Source organism: Actinoplanes sp. 13, assembly GCF_056134165.1.
Map to the genome: position 1 here is coordinate 85,653 of NZ_JBVYOQ010000006.1, position 16,495 is coordinate 102,147.

Here is a 16,495-nt window from a genome sequence, read left to right on the forward strand (position 1 = left end):
ACGACGAACGCCCCCCACCCGCGGGGACGTCTTCTAAGCTGCGCGGCATGGTCAGCCGATACACCCCTGTGGCGCTGGGCGGCGCCGCACTCCTGTTCGCCGCCGTCACCGCCTGCTCCCCGGTGGACGAAGCCACCAGCACCGCACCGTCCGCCTCGGCCTCCGCCGACACCTGCACGCCGGACCAGCTCGCCACCAAGACCCCGGGCAAGCTGACGATCGGCACCGACAACCCCGCCTACGAGCCGTGGTTCAGCGACAACAAGCCGGACAACGGCAAGGGCTACGAGTCCGCGGTCGCCTACGAGGTGGCGGAACGGCTCGGCTACGGGTCCGCCGACGTGGCCTGGACCCAGGTGACGTTCAACAACGCGATCGCGCCGGGCCCCAAGGCGTTCGACATCGACATCAACCAGTTCTCGATCACCGAGGAGCGCAAGGCCGCGGTGGACTTCTCGTCGCCGTACTACCTGGTGCGGCAGACGGTGATCACCACGAAGGGCTCCAAGATCGACGGGGCGAAGACGCTGGCGGACCTGCGCGGCGCGAAGCTCGGCGCCCAGGTCGGCACCACCAGCTACCAGGCCGTCACCGACCTGATCAAGCCGACCGGCAAGCCGTCGGTGTTCAGCAACAACGACGACGCCAAGAAGGCCCTGGAGAACGGGACTGTCGACGGCATCGTGGTGGACCTGCCGACCGCGTTCTACATGACCGCCGCCGAGCTGGAGAACGGCGTCATCGTCGGCCAGCTGCCGCAGGTCGGTGTGCCCGAGCAGTTCGGCATCCTGCTCGACAAGGGCTCGCCGCTGACCGGTTGCGTCAGCCGCGCGGTCGACCAGCTCCGCCAGGACGGCACCCTCGCCGTGCTGGAGAAGACCTGGCTCGCCGACACCGCCGGAGCCCCCGAACTCCAGTGACACACGTTCCCTCCGCAAAACAACAGGAGCGGATCGCCTACCGCCGCCGGCAGGCGATCCGCTCCGTCCTCCTCGCCGCACTCTCCACCGCCGTGGTGGGGACCCTGCTCACCGTCGCGATCACCGGCGCGCCCGGCTGGGATCGCGTCAAGGCCTCGTTCTTCGACCCCGACGTCGCCCGGAAATACCTGCCCGACATCCTCGACGGCCTCTGGCTCAACCTGCGGCTGCTGGTGGTCTGCGCCTCGGTGGCGCTCGCGCTGGGACTTCTGGTCGCGGTTCTGCGCACCTTGCGGGGCCCGGTCTTCTTTCCGGTACGAGCCATCGCGATCGGATACACGTACTCGTTCCGCGGCCTGCCCCTGATCATCGTCATCTACCTGTTCGCGTTCGGCGTCCCCGGGCTCCGCCTGCAGGGCACCCCGGACGTGCTGGTCCTCGGCGCCGCGGCGATCACCATCACGTACGGGGCGTACCTGGCCGAGGTGTTCCGGGCCGGCATCGAGTCGGTGCATCCCAGCCAGATCGCCGCGGCCCGCTCGCTGGGGCTCGGCCACCGCCAGGCGATGCGTCACGTGGTCCTGCCCCAGGCGGTCCGCCGGGTGGCGCCGCCGCTGCTCAACGACACCGTGGCGCTGCAGAAGGACGTCGGCCTGATCTCGCTCGCCGGTCCGATCGACGCCATCCGGGCCGCCCAGATCGGGGTCGCCCAGGACGCCAACTTCACCCCGTACGTGGTGGCCGGTGTGCTCTTCGTCCTGCTCGCCCTGCCGCTCATCGCGGTCACCGACTGGGTGACCATGCGCGCGGCCCGACGCCAGAACGCGGGGGCCTAGATGGTGCTCTCGGTGGCGAACGTGCACAAGACGTTCGGCGACCACGTGATCCTCGACGACCTCAGCCTGGAGGTGGCCGAGCACGAGGTGGTGGCCCTGATCGGCGCCTCCGGCTCGGGCAAGTCGACGCTGCTGCGCTGCGTCAACCTGCTGGAGCAGATCGACGACGGCAGCATCCACCTGGACGGCGAGGAGATCACCGACCCGCGGGCCGACCCGGACAGGGTGCGCCGGCGGATCGGGCTGGTGTTCCAGTCCTACAACCTGTTCCCGCACATGACGGTGCTGGACAACATCACGCTCGCCCCGGTGCGGGTCCACCGGCGGCCGGTCGCCGAAGCCCGCGAGCAGGCGCACCGGTGGCTGGACCGGGTCGGCCTGGCCGAGAAGGCCGGCGCCTACCCGGACCGGCTCTCCGGCGGCCAGCAACAGCGGGTCGCGATCATCCGGGCGCTGGTCAACAACCCGCGGCTGCTGCTGCTCGACGAGGTCACGTCGGCGCTCGACCCGGAGCTGGTCGGCGAGGTGCTGACGATGATCCGGGACCTCAAGAGCGAGGGCATGACGATGGTGCTGGCCACCCACGAGATGGGCTTCGCCAAGCAGGTGGCCGACCGGGTGGCATTCCTCGACGGCGGGCGCGTCCTCGAACAGGGGCCGCCCGCGCAGGTGCTCGGCGACCCGGTCGAGGCCCGCACCCGCCAGTTCCTCGCCCGCATCATCGAAGCCGGCCGCCTCTGACCCACGCCCACCCCGTCCGCCGTCCGCCTCTGCACCCCGCACGCCGGCCCGGCCGGCCTCAGCTCTGGGGCCGGCCGGTGGGGTGAGGCCGGGACGGCAGGTCAGCCCGGCGGTCGCGGCACAGCCGGGACCGCCGATCAGGTCGCGTGATGGCGGCGGGACGCGTAGTTGCGGTTGGGTGCCGCCACCGGTCGTACCAAAGAAGTGGCTTATGCCTTTTCGACCTCGCGGAGGGCCAGCGCCGCGTCCAGCACCGCCACCGTGCTCTGCCAGCCCTTGTCCTCGATCGAGTCCTCCAGGCCGGCCCGGTCGCGGGCCTGGCCGAGGCTCTGCACCGTGAGCACCCCGTGCGCGACCGGTGTGCCCTCGTCCAGCGACACCCGGGTGAGGCCGCTGGTGACGGCGTCGCAGACGTACTCGAAGTGCTGGGTCTCGCCCTTGATCACGACACCGAGGGCGACCACGGCGTCGAACTTGCGGGCCATCGCCTGCGCGACCACCGGGAGTTCGACGGAGCCGGCCACCCGGGCGACGAACACGTCCCGGACGCCGCAGGCCTCGGCCGCGGCCCGGGCCCGCTCGATCATGTGATCGACCAGGTCGTTGTGCCACCGAGAGCCGACGATGCCGAGCCGCAGCCCGGCCGCGTCGACAGTCTCCATGTGCGGATCACCGAAGCCGGCCATGTAAGTCCCCCTTTTTCGTCATTCTTCCCTCTCAAGAGGGATCGGTCAGCCCAATGCGGGATCGTCAGCCCAGCGCCTCGAACAGGTGGCCCATCCGGTCGCGCTTGGTGCGCAGGTAGTGGACGTTCTCCGGGTGCAACCGCACCGGCAGCGACTCCCGCCCGGTGACGCGCAGTCCGTAACCCTCGAGGCCGGCCCGCTTGGCCGGGTTGTTGGTGAGCAGCCGCATCGAACGGACGCCCAGCTCGTAGAGGATCTGCGCCCCGATGCCGTAGTCGCGGGCGTCGGCCGGCAGCCCCAGCTCGAGGTTCGCGTCGACCGTGTCGAAGCCGCGGTCCTGCAACTGGTACGCCTGGAGCTTGTGCAGCAGGCCGATCCCCCGCCCCTCGTGCCCGCGCATGTAGAGCACCACCCCGCGCCCGGCCGCCGCGACCCGTTCCAGGGCCGCGTCCAGCTGCGGGCCGCAGTCGCATCGCCGGGAGTCGAAGACGTCGCCGGTGAGGCATTCGGAGTGCACCCGCACCAGCACGTCCTCGCCGTCGCCGAGGTCGCCGTGAACCAGCGCGACGTGCTCGCCGTTGTCCGCCTCGGTGCGGTACCCGACCGCGGTGAAGACGCCGTGCTCGGTCGGCAGCGTGGTCTCCACGACCCGCTCCACCTGGGTGCGGTCCTGGCGCTCGCGCAGATGGGCGACCAGGTCGGCGATGGAGATCAGGGTGAGGCCGTGCTCCGCGGCGAACTTCTCCAGGTCGGGACGGCGCTGCATGGTGCCGTCGTCGTTGACCATCTCGCAGAGGACGCCGGCCGCGCGACCGCCGGCCAGCACCGCCAGGTCGACCGAGGCCTCGGTGTGGCCCGGGCGGCGCAGCACGCCGCCCGGCTTCGCGCGGAGCGGGACGATGTGCCCCGGGCGCGACAGGTCCGTCGGCTGGGTGGCCGCGTCGCTCAGCAGACGGATCGTGTGGGCCCGGTCGGCGGCCGAGATGCCGGTGCTGATGCCGCTGCGGGCGTCCACGGTCACCGCGTACGCGGTCTTCCGGGCGTCCTGGTTCGTGTGGTACATCGGCGGCAGCTCGAGGCGGTCCGCCTCGTCCTCCGGGATCGCCACGCAGATGTACCCCGACGTGTAGCGGACCATGAACGCGACCAGCTCCGGCGTGGCGTGCTCGGCCGCGAAGATCAGATCTCCCTCGTTCTCCCGGTCCTCGTCGTCCACCACGATCACCGGCCGGCCGGCGGCGATGTCCTTGACGGCGCGCTCGATGCTCTCAGACATTGCGACTCCCCAGCATCTTCTCGACGTACTTGGCGATCACGTCGACCTCGAGGTTGACCGGCTCGCCGATGTCCTTGCTGCCCAGCACGGTGTGCTTGGAGGTGGCCGGGATCATCCCGACCGAGAAGGTGTCGGCGGTGACCTCCATGACGGTCAGCGACACCCCGTCCACGGTGATCGAGCCCTTCTCCACCACATATCTCGCCAGCTCGGCGGGGAGCGAGAAGCGCACCACCTCCCACTGGTCGGCCGGCTCCCGGGCGACCACCCGCGCGACGCCGTCCACGTGTCCCTGCACCAGGTGGCCGCCGAGGCGGCTGCCGACGGTGGCGGCCCGCTCCAGGTTGACGTTGCTGCCGGGCCGGAGCGCCCCCAGCGACGAACGGCGCAGCGTCTCCCCCATCACGTCGGCGGTGAACACGCCGTCGACGTTGTCGATCACGGTGAGACAGACCCCGTTGACCGAGATCGAGTCGCCGTCGCGGGCGTCCGAGGTGACCAGCGGGCCACGCACGGCGATGACCGCCGAGTCGGCGTTGCCCTCGGTGAGCCGGACGACCTCGCCGAGTTCCTCCACGATGCCGGTGAACATTCAGGCTCCTTCATGTGGCTTGGGCCGCGGGATCGCGGTGAAACGCAGGTCGCCACCGATCTGGGCGATGTCGGTGAAGTCGAGTTCGACGGCGTCGGCGATGGTCCCGACGCCGGCGTCGAGCAGGGCCGTGCGGCCCGCGCCGAGCAGCTTCGGCGCGACGTAGCCGATCACCCGGTCGACCAGGCCGTCGGCGAGGAACGCGCCGGCCAGGGTGGGGCCGCCTTCCAGCAGGACGTTGCGCACGCCGCGTGCATAGAGGCCGGTGAGCAGCGCGTTCAGGTCGACGCGGCCCGCGGGGCCGGTGCCGGCGGCGGCCGCGGTGACGATCCAGGTGGGTGCCGCCGCATCACGCACGCGAGCGTTCTCGGGGGTACGACCGGACGAGTCGGCCACCACACGCAACGGCTGTTTGATGGCCAGGGTGCCGTCGCGCAGGTCGCGGACGGTGAGTTGCGGGTCGTCGGCGAGCACGGTGCCGACGCCGACCACGATCGCGTCCACGGTGCTGCGCAGGACGTGCACGTCGCTGCGGGACTCGGCCGAGGAGATCCACTGGCTGGTGCCGTCCGCCGCGGCCGAACGCCCGTCCAGCGTGGCGGCGAACTTCCAGGTCACGAACGGCCGGCCGCGGCGCACCGCGGTCAGCCAGGCGATGTTGCCGAGTTCCGCCTCCGGCCGGCGCAGTCCGGTCGACACCTGGATCCCGGCGGCCCGCAGCGTGGCCGCGCCGCCCGCCGCGACCGGGGTCGGGTCGTCGACCGCGATCACCACGCGGCGCACCCCGGCGGCGATCAGCGCCTCCGAGCACGGGCCGGTCCGCCCGGTGTGGTTGCACGGCTCCAGGGTGACCACGCAGGTCCCGCCCCGCGCCCGTTCGCCGGCCTGGGCCAGCGCGACGATCTCGGCGTGCGGACCGCCCGCGTACGCGTGGAAGCCCTCCCCGACGACCTCGCCGTCGGGGCCGAGCAGCAGGCAGCCGACCACCGGGTTGGGGCTGGTCGTGCCGAGGCCCCGGGCGGCCAGCGCGACAGCGCGGCGCATCGCCTCGTCCTCGGTCGCCATCTCGGTCCTCCCCGCGCGGTCTGGGCACGCGCGGAGAGGTGAGGGAGATAACGCCGGGAATCGGACAAGAGGGTACGCTTCGCGCACCCTCGACGGAGTCGTGCCACGACGGCACGACCCTCCGATTCCGCGCGCTGTCTCCCATCCGGACTTTAACCGTCGGCCCTGGAGTCTCACCAGGTCCACCGTCCGTCATGGTCGACGTCCGGGTCGCGGGCTTACCGATGCGAACGCATCGGATCACCGCCGGTTCGGAGTTTCACCGAATCCCGCCAGCGCGTGGTGGGTCACCCCCGAGTCTTGCACGCGCCGGCGGATTTGCCACCCAGGAGTTGAGCTACCTCACACCCGGCCCGGTCCAGCTCGTCCTCGGTGTTGTAGTAGTGCGGCGAGAACCGGACCAGCGGATGCACACCCCGGTCCTCGGTGTCGAACTGGTTGTCCAGCGCCTCGGTGGCGGTCACGTTGATCCCGGCGGCCGCCAGCCGCTCGACGACCTCGCCCGACGCGATCCCGTCGACCTTCGCCGTCACGATGGCGCAGCGGGTCGCGCCCAGGTCGTGGGTGGTGACGCCGGGGATCTCGCCGAGCTGGTCGCGCAGCCGGGCACCGAGTCGCACGGCACGCTCGCCGATCGCCTCCAGGCCGAGATCGAGGGCCTGCCGGACGGCCGCGGCCAGCCCGATCGTGGTGACGTAGCTGCTCTCCCAGGTCTCGAACCGGCGTGCGCCCGGCACCCAGGTGAAGCCGCGGGCGCCGTCCCAGACCGCCGACCGGATCTCGGCGACGTGCGGGTCGAGCCGGTCCAGGAACTCGCCGCGCACCCAGAGGAAGCCGGTTCCCCGCGGGCCGCGCAGGAACTTGCGCCCGGTGCCGCAGAGCAGGTCGCAGCCGATCGCCTCGACGTCGACCGGGAACTGGCCCACCGACTGGGTGGCGTCCAGCAGATAGGGCACCCCGGCGGCCTTGGCGATCCGCCCCACCTCGGCGGCCGGGTTGACCAGGCCGCCGGAGGTCGGCACGTGGGTGATCCCGATCAGCCGGGTCCGGTCGTCGATCAGCTCGGCCAGCGCGCCGGTGTCCACCTGGCCGTGCTCGTCGTTCCCCACGATCACGACCTCGGCGCCGGAGCGCCGGGCGACCTGGAGATAGGCCAGGACGTTGCTGCCGTACTCCGAGCGGCTGGTCAGGATGCGGTCCCCGGCACCGAGCGGCAGCGAGTAGAACCCGGCCTGCCAGGCGTGCGTGGAGTTGTCGAACAGGGCGATCTCGTCGGGCCGGCCGTTGAGCAGCTCGGCCAGCCCTCGATAGGCGTCCTCGATCTGCTCCCGTGCCGCGCCGGCCGCCTCGTAACCGCCGAGGTGCGCCTCGGCGGTCAGGTGGGCGGTCATCGCATCGAGGGTGGGTTGCGACATCAGCGCGGCGCCCGCGTTGTTGAGGTGGTTGCGATGGTGGCAGCCGGGTGTGATGGCGCGCAGCGCGTCGACGTCCATGGATCCACCCTGCCACCTTTCCGGCCGTCCGTGGGGGCGGGTAGACAGTGTCTACCCGCTTTGGTAGACACTGTCCATGTCCGACGACCTGCGCGCCCGGCTCGTCCGGGTCGGCGCGGAGCTGCTCCGCACGGAGAGCCCGGGTTCCCTGTCGCTGCGGGAGATCGCCCGCCGTGCCGGGGTCTCGCACGGTGCGCCGCGCCGCTACTTCCCGACCCACCTGTCGCTGCTCTCGGCGATCGCCCGGTCTGGTTTTGCGGACCTCGCCCGGGACATCACCGCCGCCGTCGACGCCGCGCCGGCAGATCCCCGGGCCCGGGTCGCGGCGCTGGCCGAGGCCCACGTGCGGTACGCCGCCGCGAACCCCGGCATGTTCGAGCTGATGTTCCGGCACGACCTGCTGCAGAGCGGTTACCTCGGACTGCGCGAGGCGAGCCTGCCGCTGTTCCGGCTGCTGGTCGACCTCGTCGCCGAGGCCCGGCCCGGCGCCGCGCACCCGCCCGAGGTCACCGCGGGCGCGCTCTGGTCGGCCCTGCACGGCATGGCGCAGCTGCGCAACTGGGGCACCCTGCAGCTGGCCACCGGCGCCTCCGACCCGGCCCCGTTCCTGGACGCCATCCTCACCGCACACCTGGGAGGCTCTTCGTGACCCTTTATCAGTGGACCGACCGCACCCTCGGCACGGTGGTCCGCGCGATCTGGCGGCCCACCGTCACCGGGCTGGAGAACCTGCCGGCGACCGGCGGGGCCGTCCTCTGCCCCAATCACCTCTCGGTCGGCGACCAGCTTTTCCTGGGTGTGACGACGCCGCGCCACATCGCCTTCTGGGCCAAGGCGGAATATTTCCGGGCGACCGGCCTCCGCGGCGCGCTCACCCGCCGGGTGGTCACCGGGATGGGCGCCATCCCGGTCGAGCGGGGCGGCGGCCGGGAGGTCCTCGCCGCCTTCGACGCCGCGGAGCCGATCCTGCGCGCGGGCGGTCTGGTGGCGGTCTTCCCGGAGGGCACCCGCTCGCCGGACGGCCGGCTCTACCGTGGCCGCACCGGCGCTGTCCGGCTGGCCGCCCGGGCCGGTGTCCCGCTGATCCCGATCGGCATCCGGGGCACCGAGCGCGACGGCCCGCTGCTGCGCCCGGTCACGATCGCCTTCGGCACCCCGCTGCCCGCCCCGGCACCGGACATCGCGCCCGCGGCCGTCCGCGCCCGCACCGACGACCTGATCGCCCGGATCCAGGAGCTGAGCGGCCAGGAGTATGTGCCCGCTTACGCCAACTCGTCCAGCGACCGCACCACATAGGTGGCGCGCACGCCCGCCGGCAGGCCGCGACCGTCCCGGTCCACGAACGCCGTGTCGATGCCGAGCGCGGCGGCGCCCACCAGGTCGGCGGCCGGTGAGTCACCCACGTGCAGGACGTCCGCCGGCGTCAACCCGAGCTTGCCGAGCGCCATCAGGAACGGCTCGGCCCGCGGTTTGTAAGCACGGGCGTCCTCGCTGGTGACGACGCCCTCCACCACCACCCGGTGCCGGATCAGCAGCCGTTCCAGATCGCCGCGGTCCGCGTCGGAGACCAGGCAGACCGGCGCGCCGCGGTGCTGGATCGCGTCGAGGAAGCGCAGGCTGTCACCGAAGAGCGGCGCCGTCCCGGGGGCGCTGCGCCGCCATCGTTCGCGGACGTCGAGGGACGCCCCGAAATGGGCGGCGGTGTCCGCCAGGCTCGTCACGGTCAGCTCCGCGAGCGAGCGGAACCGGGAGCCGTGGGAGGCTCCGGCCGCCGCCCAGATCCGCCGCTCCCACTCCAGCTCCACCGCCGTGACGGGCGCGCCCGACAGGTTCGCGATCTCATGGCAGAGCGCGAGGACGCGGGTCTCGTCGTCGTGCACGAGCGTCCCGAAGACGTCGACCAGATAACCCCGGTACACGGCTTACTCGGCGTCGCTCCGGCGCCGGTCGATGGCGACGTAGGAGCCCGGCTGCGACTTCGCCACCTTCTTCATCTCCGAGGCCACCGCGATGACCACCCGGGGATCGGTGAACCGGCGTCCGTCCGCCGTCGCCTGCGCCACCCCGATCGACAGCGTCACCAGGGCCGCCTTCTGCTTGTTGCCGCGCCGGTCCGGCACCTCGATGTATCCCCGCTGCGCGTCCTTGGGCTCGTAGAGCCGGTCGGCGGCCTGCTCGAAGTCGGTGACGGTCCGTTTCGTCAGCGGCAGAACCTGCTCCGGCGCGCAGATGAAGACGAAGTCGTCGCCGCCGATGTGCCCCAGGAAGATCGACGGCTTGCCGGTCTTCCCGGCCGCCCGCTGCAGGCTGCGGGCCAGCGCGGTGATGAACTCGTCGCCCCGGTCGAACCCGTAGACGTCGTTCACGCTCTTGAACCGGTCGACGTCGATGTACCCCACCGAGTATTCCCCGCCGGCGCGCATCCGCTCGCCGATCTCACGCCGCACCCGGGCGTTGCCGGGCAGCCCGGTCAGCGGCGAGACCTCCCGGAACTCCTTGTTCCGCCGCAGCGTGGTGGTCACCCGCGCCATCAGCTCGGAGGTGTCGAACGGCTTCACCAGGTAGTCGTCCGCGCCCGCCTTCAGCCCGTAGACCTTGTCCACGGTCATCGACTTGGCGGTCAGCATGATCACCGGGAGCGCCGAGGTGAGCGGGTCGGCACGCAGGTTCTGGATCAGCTCGACGCCGTCCATCCGCGGCATCATCCAGTCGACGATCGCCAGGTCCGGCCGGTGCGTCTCCATCAACTCGAGGGCTTCCTGGCCGTCCCGGGCCCGGATCACCTCGAACCCCTCGATCTTGAGGTTGAACTCGACGAAGCTGGCGATGTCCTTGTCGTCGTCGACCACCAGGATGAGATCCGGACCCTCCTCCGGGTCCAGCTCCAGGGGGTCGACCTCGGGTCGCGACTCAGCCGTGCTCATCGCACCTTCCTGGACTGCCGGGGCATGAATTTACGATGATGGGCCTGAAGAGGCCGGTCACGCCACCCCCATCTTGGCGGCGGCGAGCGCGCGCAGCTTCCGGATGGCCTCGGCGGGGTCGGCGGCGCCGTACACCGCGGTGCCCGCCACGAACGCGTCGGCGCCCGCCTCGGCGGCCTGCTCGATGGTGTCGGCCGCGATGCCGCCGTCCACCTCGACCCGGACCTGCAGGTCGTTCACCGCGATGCGGCGGCGCACGTCGCGCACCTTGTCCAGCAGCTCCGGCATGAACGCCTGCCCGCCGAAGCCCGCCTTGATCGTCATGATCAGGACGGTGTCCAGATAGGGCAACAACTCCAGGTACGGCTCGACCGGGGTGTCCCGGTCGATGGCCAGCCCCGCCTTCGCGCCGGCCGCGCGCAGCGTCCGCGCCAGAGCCACCGGGTCGTCGCAGGCCTCCGCGTGGAAGGTGACGTTGTAGGCGCCGGCCTCCGCGTACGCCGGGGCCCACCGCTCCGGGTCGGTGATCATCAGGTGCACGTCGAACGGGATCGTGGTCGCCTTGCGCAGGCTCTGCACCACCGGGAGACCGATCGTCAGGTTCGGCACGAAGTGGTTGTCCATGACGTCCACGTGCGCCCAGTCCGCGGCGCCCTCGATGGTGTGGATCTCCTCGGCCAGGCGGGAGAAGTCCGAGGCGAGGATGCTGGGCGCGATGATCGGCGTCGGAGTCACGGCTGAAAGTGTATGACTCGCGGGTGGGCCGCCGACCCGGGACCACTGTGACATTCACCCAGCGCGACCACACAACCGCAGCCGAACCCTGCGTGGGGACTCCGGGTGCGCCCCGCACCCGAAGATCCCCACGCAGGCGTGCGCTCAGCTGGTGCGGCGCAGGACCGCCAGGAACATCGCGTCGGTGCCGTGCCGGTGCGGCCACAGCTGCACCGTCGGCCCCGGCCCCAGCCCCGGCATCCCCGGCGGCAACAGCGGCCGGGCGTCCACGAAGTCGACCTCGACGCCGCTGCGCCGGGCCCCCTCGCTGACCGTCACCTGCGTCTCCACCATGTGCGGCGAACACGTCACATAAGCCACCACGCCACCGGGTCGCACCGCCCGCAGCGCCGCCACCAGCAGCTCCCGCTGCAACTTGGTGAGCGGCGGCAGGTCGGCCGGCGTCCGGCGCCAGCGGGACTCCGGCCGGCGGCGCAGCGAGCCCAGGCCGGTGCACGGCGCGTCCACCAGCACCCGGTCGAACGCCTCCTCCGGCAGGTCCGGGTCGCGGCCCACCGACCGGCCGTCCATCGGGAACACCGTCACCGGCATCCCCTCGGTGGCCTGCTCGACCAGCCGGGCCCGATGCTCGGCCACCTCGACCGCGGTCACCTCGGCGCCCCGGCCCGCGGCGATCGCCCCCATCAGGCCGGTCTTGCCGCCCGGGCCCGCGCACAGGTCCAGCCAGCGGGTGTCGCGGCCCTCGATCGGCGCCGCCAGCAGCGCGGCGGCCACCAGCTGCGAGCCCTCGTCCTGCACGTGCGCCCGGCCCTGCCGGATGGCGGACAGGTCGCGCGGCGCGCCGCCGTTGAGGTACACCGCGTACGGCGAGAAGGCGCCGGGCACCCCGTCCACCTCGTCGGCCAGCTCGACCGCGTCGGCCCGCCCCGGCCGCGCGCACAGGTGCACCGCGGGCGGCTGGTTGTCCTCGATCAGCAGGCGGGCGGTGTCGTCCAGGTCGCCGCCGAGCGCCTCGGCGAACGCCCGGATCACCCACTCCGGGTGGTGGTGCATGACGGCCAGGTTGGCGATCGGGTCGCTCTCGTAGTCCGGCGCGACCCGCGCCAGCCAGGCGTCCAGCGTCGTCTCGGAGATGGTCCGCATCACCGCGTTGGCGAAGCCGGCCGCACCGGGCGCCACCGAACGGACCAGGTCGACGGTCTGGTTGACCGCCGCGTGTGCCGGGACCCGGGTGTAGAGCAGCTGGTATGCCCCCAGCCGGAGCGCGTCCCGGGCGGGCGGGTCGATCCGGGCCACGTCGCGCCCCGCGGCCGCCGCGACGATCAGGTCGAGGGTGCCGAGGGCACGCAGCGTCCCGTACGTCAGTTCGGTGGTGAACGCCGCGTCCCGGCCGGTCAGCCCCATCCCGTCGAGGATGTCGGAGAGGACCAGGTTCGCGTACGCGTCGTCGCGGTGCACGGCAGCGATCGCCTCGTACGCCGCCTGCCGCGCCGGGTCGGACGGCGGGCGGCCGGCCCGCGGCGCCCGGCCGCTGCGCTCGTCCCGGGGATGTCCCGGGCCGCTCGGCCGGCTCGGCCGGCCACCGTGCGGCCGCGAGGCCCTGTGCTCACTCAAGAAAGCTTCTCCCCAGCTTCGATTCGCATGCCGCGCGCCCAGTCGGTGGCGGACATCGGCTTCTTACCTGCCGCACGGACCTCACCCAGTTGCACCGGAGTGGTCGCCGTGCCGGCCAGCACCTGCTTGCGCTCCACCAGCAGCTCGCCCGGCTCCAGGTGCGGGGCGTTCGCCACCGGCCGCACCGGGCCCAGCTTCAGCCGCTCGGCACGCAAGGTGGTCCACGCGCCCGGCGCCGGTGTGCAGGCGCGGATCCGCCGGTCCACCGCGAACGCCGGGTCGTCCCAGCGGATCCGGGCGTCCTCGACGGTCAGCTTCGGGGCGAACGACACCCCGTCGGCCGGCTGCGTGTGCGCCCGCGCGGTGCCCGCCTCGATCGCGTCGAGCACCGCGACGAGCAGCCCGGCCCCCTCGACGGCGAGCCGATCGAGCAGGTCCCCCGAGGTGTCGTTGAACCTGATCTGCTCGGTGAGCGTGCCGTAGACCGGGCCGGTGTCGAGTCCCGCCTCCAGCTCGAAGACGCTGGCGCCGGTCACCTCGTCGCCGTGCAGGACGGCGTGCTGCACGGGCGCCGCTCCGCGCCAGGCGGGCAGCAGCGAGAAGTGCAGGTTCACCCAGCCGTGTTTCGGGATCTCCAGTGCCGCGGGCGGGACCAGCGCCCCGTAGGCCACCACCGGCATGCAGTCCGGCGCGAGCTGCCGCAGCCGCTCCTGGAAGTCGGGGTCGCGGGGCTTCTCCGGGGTGAGCACCTCGATGCCCCGCTCGTCGGCCCACGCCCCGGCGGGCGAGCGCACCAGCCGGCGGCCACGGCCCGCGGGTGCGTCCGGGCGGGTCACCACGGCGACCAGGTCGTGCCCGGACGCGGCGATCGCGTCCAGGCTGGGGACCGCCACGGACGGCGTCCCGGCGAAGATCAGGCGCATCAGGTCACCGGCCGAGCCCGAAGATGCCCCGGCCGTGCGGGCTCTCCTTGACCGTAAGCGGCTTGCCCGCGTCGTACCACTCGGCGGAGCGGATCTGCTTCATCGCTTCCTTGCGGGCGGCGGCGTCCAGCCGGTCCAGGAACAGCACGCCGTCCAGGTGGTCGGTCTCGTGCTGCACACACCGGGCCATCAGGCCGGTGCCGACCAGCTGGATGGGGTCACCGTGCTCGTTGAAGCCGGCCGCCACCACGTTCTGCCGGCGCTTGGTGTCGATGTAGATGCCCGGGATGGAGAGACACCCCTCCGGGCCGTCCTGCTCCTCGTCGTCGGGGAACGAGAGCACCGGGTTGACGATGTGCCCGACCACGTCGTCCACGTCGAAGGTGAACACCCGCAGGCCCACACCGAGCTGCGGCGCGGCCAGCCCGGCGCCGCCCTCGTCCTGCATGGTCTCGACAAGGTCCTTGACCAGATTGCGCAGTTCCTTGTCGAAGTCGACGACGGTGTCGGCCGGCGTGCGCAGCACCGGGTCGCCGAAGAGACGGATGGGCTGGACGGTCACGCGACGGTACTCCTGACTCTGGTGAACGGCACCCGACCAGTTTACGGAGTGCCGAATGTCAGAACAGGTCGGCCGGATCCACCTGGACACGCACGGTCAGCGCCGCCTTCTTGGCACTGCGCACCCCGGCCGCCTCGTGCAGCGCCTGCGCCAGGGCGGCAGCCCCGGAACGGGACACCCGCAACAGCATCCGCTCCTGCTCGTCGGCGGCCGGCACCGGCCCCAGGATCTCCACCCCGTCCGGCAGCCGGGCCAGCGAGAGCAGCTCGGCCACCGCGGCGGCGGAGCCGGTGACACTCGCCATCCGGGCCGCGGGCGGAAAGCCCAGCTCGCGGCGTTCGGCCAGCTCACGGGCCGCGAACCAGCCCGGGTCCCAGCGCAACAGCGCCTGCACCGGCGCCAGCCCGCCGTCCGCGACCACGACCACCCGGCCGCCGTCCGGCGCCGACCGGGCCAGCGCCGCCGCGTTCAGCCAGCGCCGCATGGTCTCCTCGGCTGCCCGCAGATCGGCCCGGCTCAGCAACGCCCAGGTGTCCAGCAGAAGCACCGCGCCGTAACCGCCCTCGGCCACCGGCTCGGCCCCCGGCGTCGCGACCACGAGCGACGCCACCCCGGGCACCGTGTCCAAGATCTCGTCCCGCCCGGACGTGCGCACCGGCACACCGGGAAAGGCCCGGCCCAGCTCCTCGGCCGTCCGCCGGGCGCCGGTCACCGAGGCGCGCAGGCGACGCTCGCCGCAGGCCGGGCAGGTGAACGCCGCGGACGCGCGCCCGCACCAGTGGCAGGACGGCACGTCCCGGGCGCCCTGCAGCCCCAGCGGCCCGGAACAGTGCGGGCACCGCGCCGGGGTGCGGCACTCGGCGCACGCCACCGACGGCAGGTAGCCACGGCGCGGCACCTGCACCAGAACCGGGGCGTCGGCCTGCAGCGCCTGCCGCGCGGTCTGCCAGGCCAGGCTGGGCAGACGGGCGCTGACCGCACCCGGATCGCGGGCCAGCTGCGGGTCGTCCCCGGTCGGCGCGATCGCCGGCGAACGGCGGCGCAGCGTCACCCGGGCCGCGACGATCTCTTTCGCCCAGCCGGTCTCCAGGAGCAACTGCCCCTCCCCGGTACGCGCGAAGCCGCCGACCAACGCGGCGGACTCCGCCAGCTGCGCCCGGGTCAGCAACACGTCGCGCGCGTGCGGGTAGGGCGCCCGCGGCTCCGCATGCAGGTCGTCACCGTCGTCCCAGATCACCACGAGCCCGAGTTTCGGCACCGGCGCCCACATCGCCGCCCGCGTCCCGGCCACGACCGAGACCTGATGCCGGCTCGCCGCCAGGAACCGCCGGTAACGCTCGGCCGGCCCCAGCGCCGCGTTGAGCGCGACGTGCCGCCCACCGGGCAGCGGGCTGTCGCCGAGGACAGCGGTCAGCGCCCGGTCCACCCGGTCCAGGTCCCGCGCGTCGGCCACCACGATCACCACCCCGCGCCCGCCGCGCACGGTCGCCGCGGCGGCCTCGGCGATCCGGGCCGGCCAGTCCTCACCGGGCAGCGCGGACCAGACCGCCCGCGCGGGCCGGCCCTCCTCCAGAGCTCGCAGGAAGGCAGGGGCCGCCTCATACGACTCCCAGCCGCCGACCGCCCCCACCGCCGGCTCAGCAGCCACCGCCGGCTCAGCACCCACCGCCGGCTCAGCAGCGACACCCGGCTCCGGCGCCACGCCGCCCACCGCAGGCGCCGGCGCCGGCGATGCCGAGGGCTTCGGGGCCTCCGCCCGCGCGTGTCTCGGCGGCACCGCCAACCTCAGCACGTCGCAGAGATTGCCCGCATAGCGGTCGGCGACGGCCCGGGCGAGCCGGGCCACCTCCGGGTCGAGCACCCGCTCCGGCGAGACCACCTTCTCCAGAAAGGCCAGCTTGCCGCCATGCTCCGAGGCCTCCACCCGCTCCAGCAGGAACCCGCTCACCAGTTGCCCGGCGAACCGCACCTTCACCCGGACGCCGGGCTGGGCTGCCTCGTCGTCGGTGGTGGCGACCAGATAGTCGAACGGCCGGTCCAGGTGCGCGAGCGACACGTCGACGCAGACCCGGGCGACGGGCAGCCGCTCGGCCGGCTCCCGTTCGCTGCGTGTCCCCTTGCCTGCCAT

At 72.8% G+C, this 16,495-nt stretch carries 17 protein-coding genes and 1 riboswitch; of the genes, 5 read left to right on the forward strand and 12 right to left on the reverse strand.

Features of this window, described 5'->3' with window-relative positions:
* The first annotated feature begins 47 nt into the window (after nt 1-47).
* Genes AC0NH5_RS15020 through AC0NH5_RS15030 form a run of 3 tightly spaced genes read left to right on the forward strand, consistent with a single transcriptional unit; the run spans nt 48 to nt 2,497 of the window.
* Nucleotides 48-920 (forward strand): ABC transporter substrate-binding protein, encoded by an 873-nt coding sequence (locus AC0NH5_RS15020; RefSeq protein ID WP_474403937.1) that lies wholly within the window; start codon nt 48-50, stop codon nt 918-920.
* Entirely contained in the window at nt 917-1,756 is an 840-nt protein-coding gene (locus tag AC0NH5_RS15025) for an amino acid ABC transporter permease (protein WP_474403939.1), read from the forward strand. The genes AC0NH5_RS15020 and AC0NH5_RS15025 overlap by 4 nt, the downstream gene beginning before the upstream one ends.
* Nucleotides 1,757-2,497, forward strand: coding sequence for an amino acid ABC transporter ATP-binding protein (locus AC0NH5_RS15030; RefSeq protein WP_474403941.1), 741 nt, complete (start codon nt 1,757-1,759; stop codon nt 2,495-2,497). It begins immediately after the preceding gene.
* Between the two features lie 209 nt (nt 2,498-2,706).
* Here AC0NH5_RS15030 and ribH read toward each other — a convergent pair whose 3' ends face one another.
* From ribH to AC0NH5_RS15055, 5 genes are all read right to left on the reverse strand, one after another.
* On the reverse strand, nt 2,707-3,183 hold the full coding sequence (gene ribH, locus AC0NH5_RS15035; RefSeq protein ID WP_474403942.1) for a 6,7-dimethyl-8-ribityllumazine synthase: 477 nt from the start codon (nt 3,181-3,183) through the stop codon (nt 2,707-2,709).
* A gap of 64 nt (nt 3,184-3,247) precedes the next feature.
* Nucleotides 3,248-4,459 carry a bifunctional 3,4-dihydroxy-2-butanone-4-phosphate synthase/GTP cyclohydrolase II gene (locus AC0NH5_RS15040; protein ID WP_474403944.1) on the reverse strand — a complete coding sequence of 404 codons (1,212 nt, stop codon included), beginning with the start codon at nt 4,457-4,459 and terminating at the stop codon, nt 3,248-3,250.
* The gene (locus tag AC0NH5_RS15045; protein WP_474403946.1) at nt 4,452-5,051 is read right to left on the reverse strand and encodes a riboflavin synthase; all 600 of its coding nucleotides are present in this window, start codon (nt 5,049-5,051) and stop codon (nt 4,452-4,454) included. The genes AC0NH5_RS15040 and AC0NH5_RS15045 overlap by 8 nt, the downstream gene beginning before the upstream one ends.
* On the reverse strand, nt 5,052-6,116 hold the full coding sequence (gene ribD, locus AC0NH5_RS15050; protein WP_474403948.1) for a bifunctional diaminohydroxyphosphoribosylaminopyrimidine deaminase/5-amino-6-(5-phosphoribosylamino)uracil reductase RibD: 1,065 nt from the start codon (nt 6,114-6,116) through the stop codon (nt 5,052-5,054).
* 129 nt (nt 6,117-6,245) lie between these two features.
* A riboswitch (FMN riboswitch) is annotated at nt 6,246-6,397 on the reverse strand.
* A gap of 6 nt (nt 6,398-6,403) precedes the next feature.
* Nucleotides 6,404-7,609 carry an aminotransferase class V-fold PLP-dependent enzyme gene (locus AC0NH5_RS15055; RefSeq protein WP_474403950.1) on the reverse strand — a complete coding sequence of 402 codons (1,206 nt, stop codon included), beginning with the start codon at nt 7,607-7,609 and terminating at the stop codon, nt 6,404-6,406.
* 76 nt (nt 7,610-7,685) lie between these two features.
* Here AC0NH5_RS15055 and AC0NH5_RS15060 point away from each other — a divergent pair, with 76 nt between their 5' ends.
* Both AC0NH5_RS15060 and AC0NH5_RS15065 read left to right on the forward strand, forming a co-directional pair.
* Complete coding sequence (locus tag AC0NH5_RS15060) at nt 7,686-8,258, forward strand: TetR/AcrR family transcriptional regulator (protein ID WP_474403952.1); 573 nt, start codon at nt 7,686-7,688, stop codon at nt 8,256-8,258.
* Nucleotides 8,255-8,905: a lysophospholipid acyltransferase family protein gene (locus AC0NH5_RS15065; protein WP_474403955.1), complete on the forward strand. Its 651-nt coding sequence runs from the start codon at nt 8,255-8,257 to the stop codon at nt 8,903-8,905. Before AC0NH5_RS15060 ends, AC0NH5_RS15065 begins: the two co-directional genes overlap by 4 nt.
* Here AC0NH5_RS15065 and AC0NH5_RS15070 read toward each other — a convergent pair.
* From AC0NH5_RS15070 to AC0NH5_RS15100, 7 genes are all read right to left on the reverse strand, one after another.
* Nucleotides 8,872-9,528, reverse strand: a complete 657-nt coding sequence (locus AC0NH5_RS15070; RefSeq protein ID WP_474403957.1) for an HAD family hydrolase — start codon at nt 9,526-9,528, stop codon at nt 8,872-8,874. The genes AC0NH5_RS15065 and AC0NH5_RS15070 overlap by 34 nt on opposite strands.
* A 3-nt stretch (nt 9,529-9,531) precedes the next feature.
* Nucleotides 9,532-10,533: a GGDEF domain-containing response regulator gene (locus AC0NH5_RS15075; RefSeq protein ID WP_474403959.1), complete on the reverse strand. Its 1,002-nt coding sequence runs from the start codon at nt 10,531-10,533 to the stop codon at nt 9,532-9,534.
* A 57-nt stretch (nt 10,534-10,590) separates the two neighbouring features.
* On the reverse strand, nt 10,591-11,322 hold the full coding sequence (gene rpe, locus AC0NH5_RS15080) for a ribulose-phosphate 3-epimerase (protein ID WP_474403961.1): 732 nt from the start codon (nt 11,320-11,322) through the stop codon (nt 10,591-10,593).
* Between the two features lie 90 nt (nt 11,323-11,412).
* On the reverse strand, nt 11,413-12,882 hold the full coding sequence (locus AC0NH5_RS15085) for an RsmB/NOP family class I SAM-dependent RNA methyltransferase (RefSeq protein ID WP_474403963.1): 1,470 nt from the start codon (nt 12,880-12,882) through the stop codon (nt 11,413-11,415).
* Nucleotides 12,879-13,805 carry a methionyl-tRNA formyltransferase gene (fmt, locus tag AC0NH5_RS15090; RefSeq protein WP_474403965.1) on the reverse strand — a complete coding sequence of 309 codons (927 nt, stop codon included), beginning with the start codon at nt 13,803-13,805 and terminating at the stop codon, nt 12,879-12,881. The genes AC0NH5_RS15085 and fmt overlap by 4 nt, the downstream gene beginning before the upstream one ends.
* 4 nt (nt 13,806-13,809) lie before the next feature.
* Nucleotides 13,810-14,367 (reverse strand): peptide deformylase, encoded by a 558-nt coding sequence (gene def, locus AC0NH5_RS15095; protein WP_474403967.1) that lies wholly within the window; start codon nt 14,365-14,367, stop codon nt 13,810-13,812.
* A gap of 58 nt (nt 14,368-14,425) precedes the next feature.
* Complete coding sequence (locus tag AC0NH5_RS15100) at nt 14,426-16,495, reverse strand: primosomal protein N' (protein ID WP_474403969.1); 2,070 nt, start codon at nt 16,493-16,495, stop codon at nt 14,426-14,428.

What these genes read in the sequence shown, in the direction of transcription:
- AC0NH5_RS15020 (WP_474403937.1), top strand. Translation starts at nt 48, where the DNA reads ATGGTCAGCCGATACACCCCTGTGGCGCTGGGCGGCGCCGCACTCCTG.
- AC0NH5_RS15030 (WP_474403941.1), top strand. Translation starts at nt 1,757, where the DNA reads ATGGTGCTCTCGGTGGCGAACGTGCACAAGACGTTCGGCGACCACGTG.
- ribH (WP_474403942.1), bottom strand. Translation starts at nt 3,183, where the DNA reads ATGGCCGGCTTCGGTGATCCGCACATGGAGACTGTCGACGCGGCCGGG.
- AC0NH5_RS15040 (WP_474403944.1), bottom strand. Translation starts at nt 4,459, where the DNA reads ATGTCTGAGAGCATCGAGCGCGCCGTCAAGGACATCGCCGCCGGCCGG.
- AC0NH5_RS15045 (WP_474403946.1), bottom strand. Translation starts at nt 5,051, where the DNA reads ATGTTCACCGGCATCGTGGAGGAACTCGGCGAGGTCGTCCGGCTCACC.
- ribD (WP_474403948.1), bottom strand. Translation starts at nt 6,116, where the DNA reads ATGGCGACCGAGGACGAGGCGATGCGCCGCGCTGTCGCGCTGGCCGCC.
- AC0NH5_RS15055 (WP_474403950.1), bottom strand. Translation starts at nt 7,609, where the DNA reads ATGGACGTCGACGCGCTGCGCGCCATCACACCCGGCTGCCACCATCGC.
- AC0NH5_RS15060 (WP_474403952.1), top strand. Translation starts at nt 7,686, where the DNA reads ATGTCCGACGACCTGCGCGCCCGGCTCGTCCGGGTCGGCGCGGAGCTG.
- AC0NH5_RS15075 (WP_474403959.1), bottom strand. Translation starts at nt 10,533, where the DNA reads ATGAGCACGGCTGAGTCGCGACCCGAGGTCGACCCCCTGGAGCTGGAC.
- rpe (WP_474403961.1), bottom strand. Translation starts at nt 11,322, where the DNA reads ATGTCACAGTGGTCCCGGGTCGGCGGCCCACCCGCGAGTCATACACTT.
- fmt (WP_474403965.1), bottom strand. Translation starts at nt 13,805, where the DNA reads ATGCGCCTGATCTTCGCCGGGACGCCGTCCGTGGCGGTCCCCAGCCTG.
- AC0NH5_RS15100 (WP_474403969.1), bottom strand. Translation starts at nt 16,495, where the DNA reads ATGGCAGGCAAGGGGACACGCAGCGAACGGGAGCCGGCCGAGCGGCTG.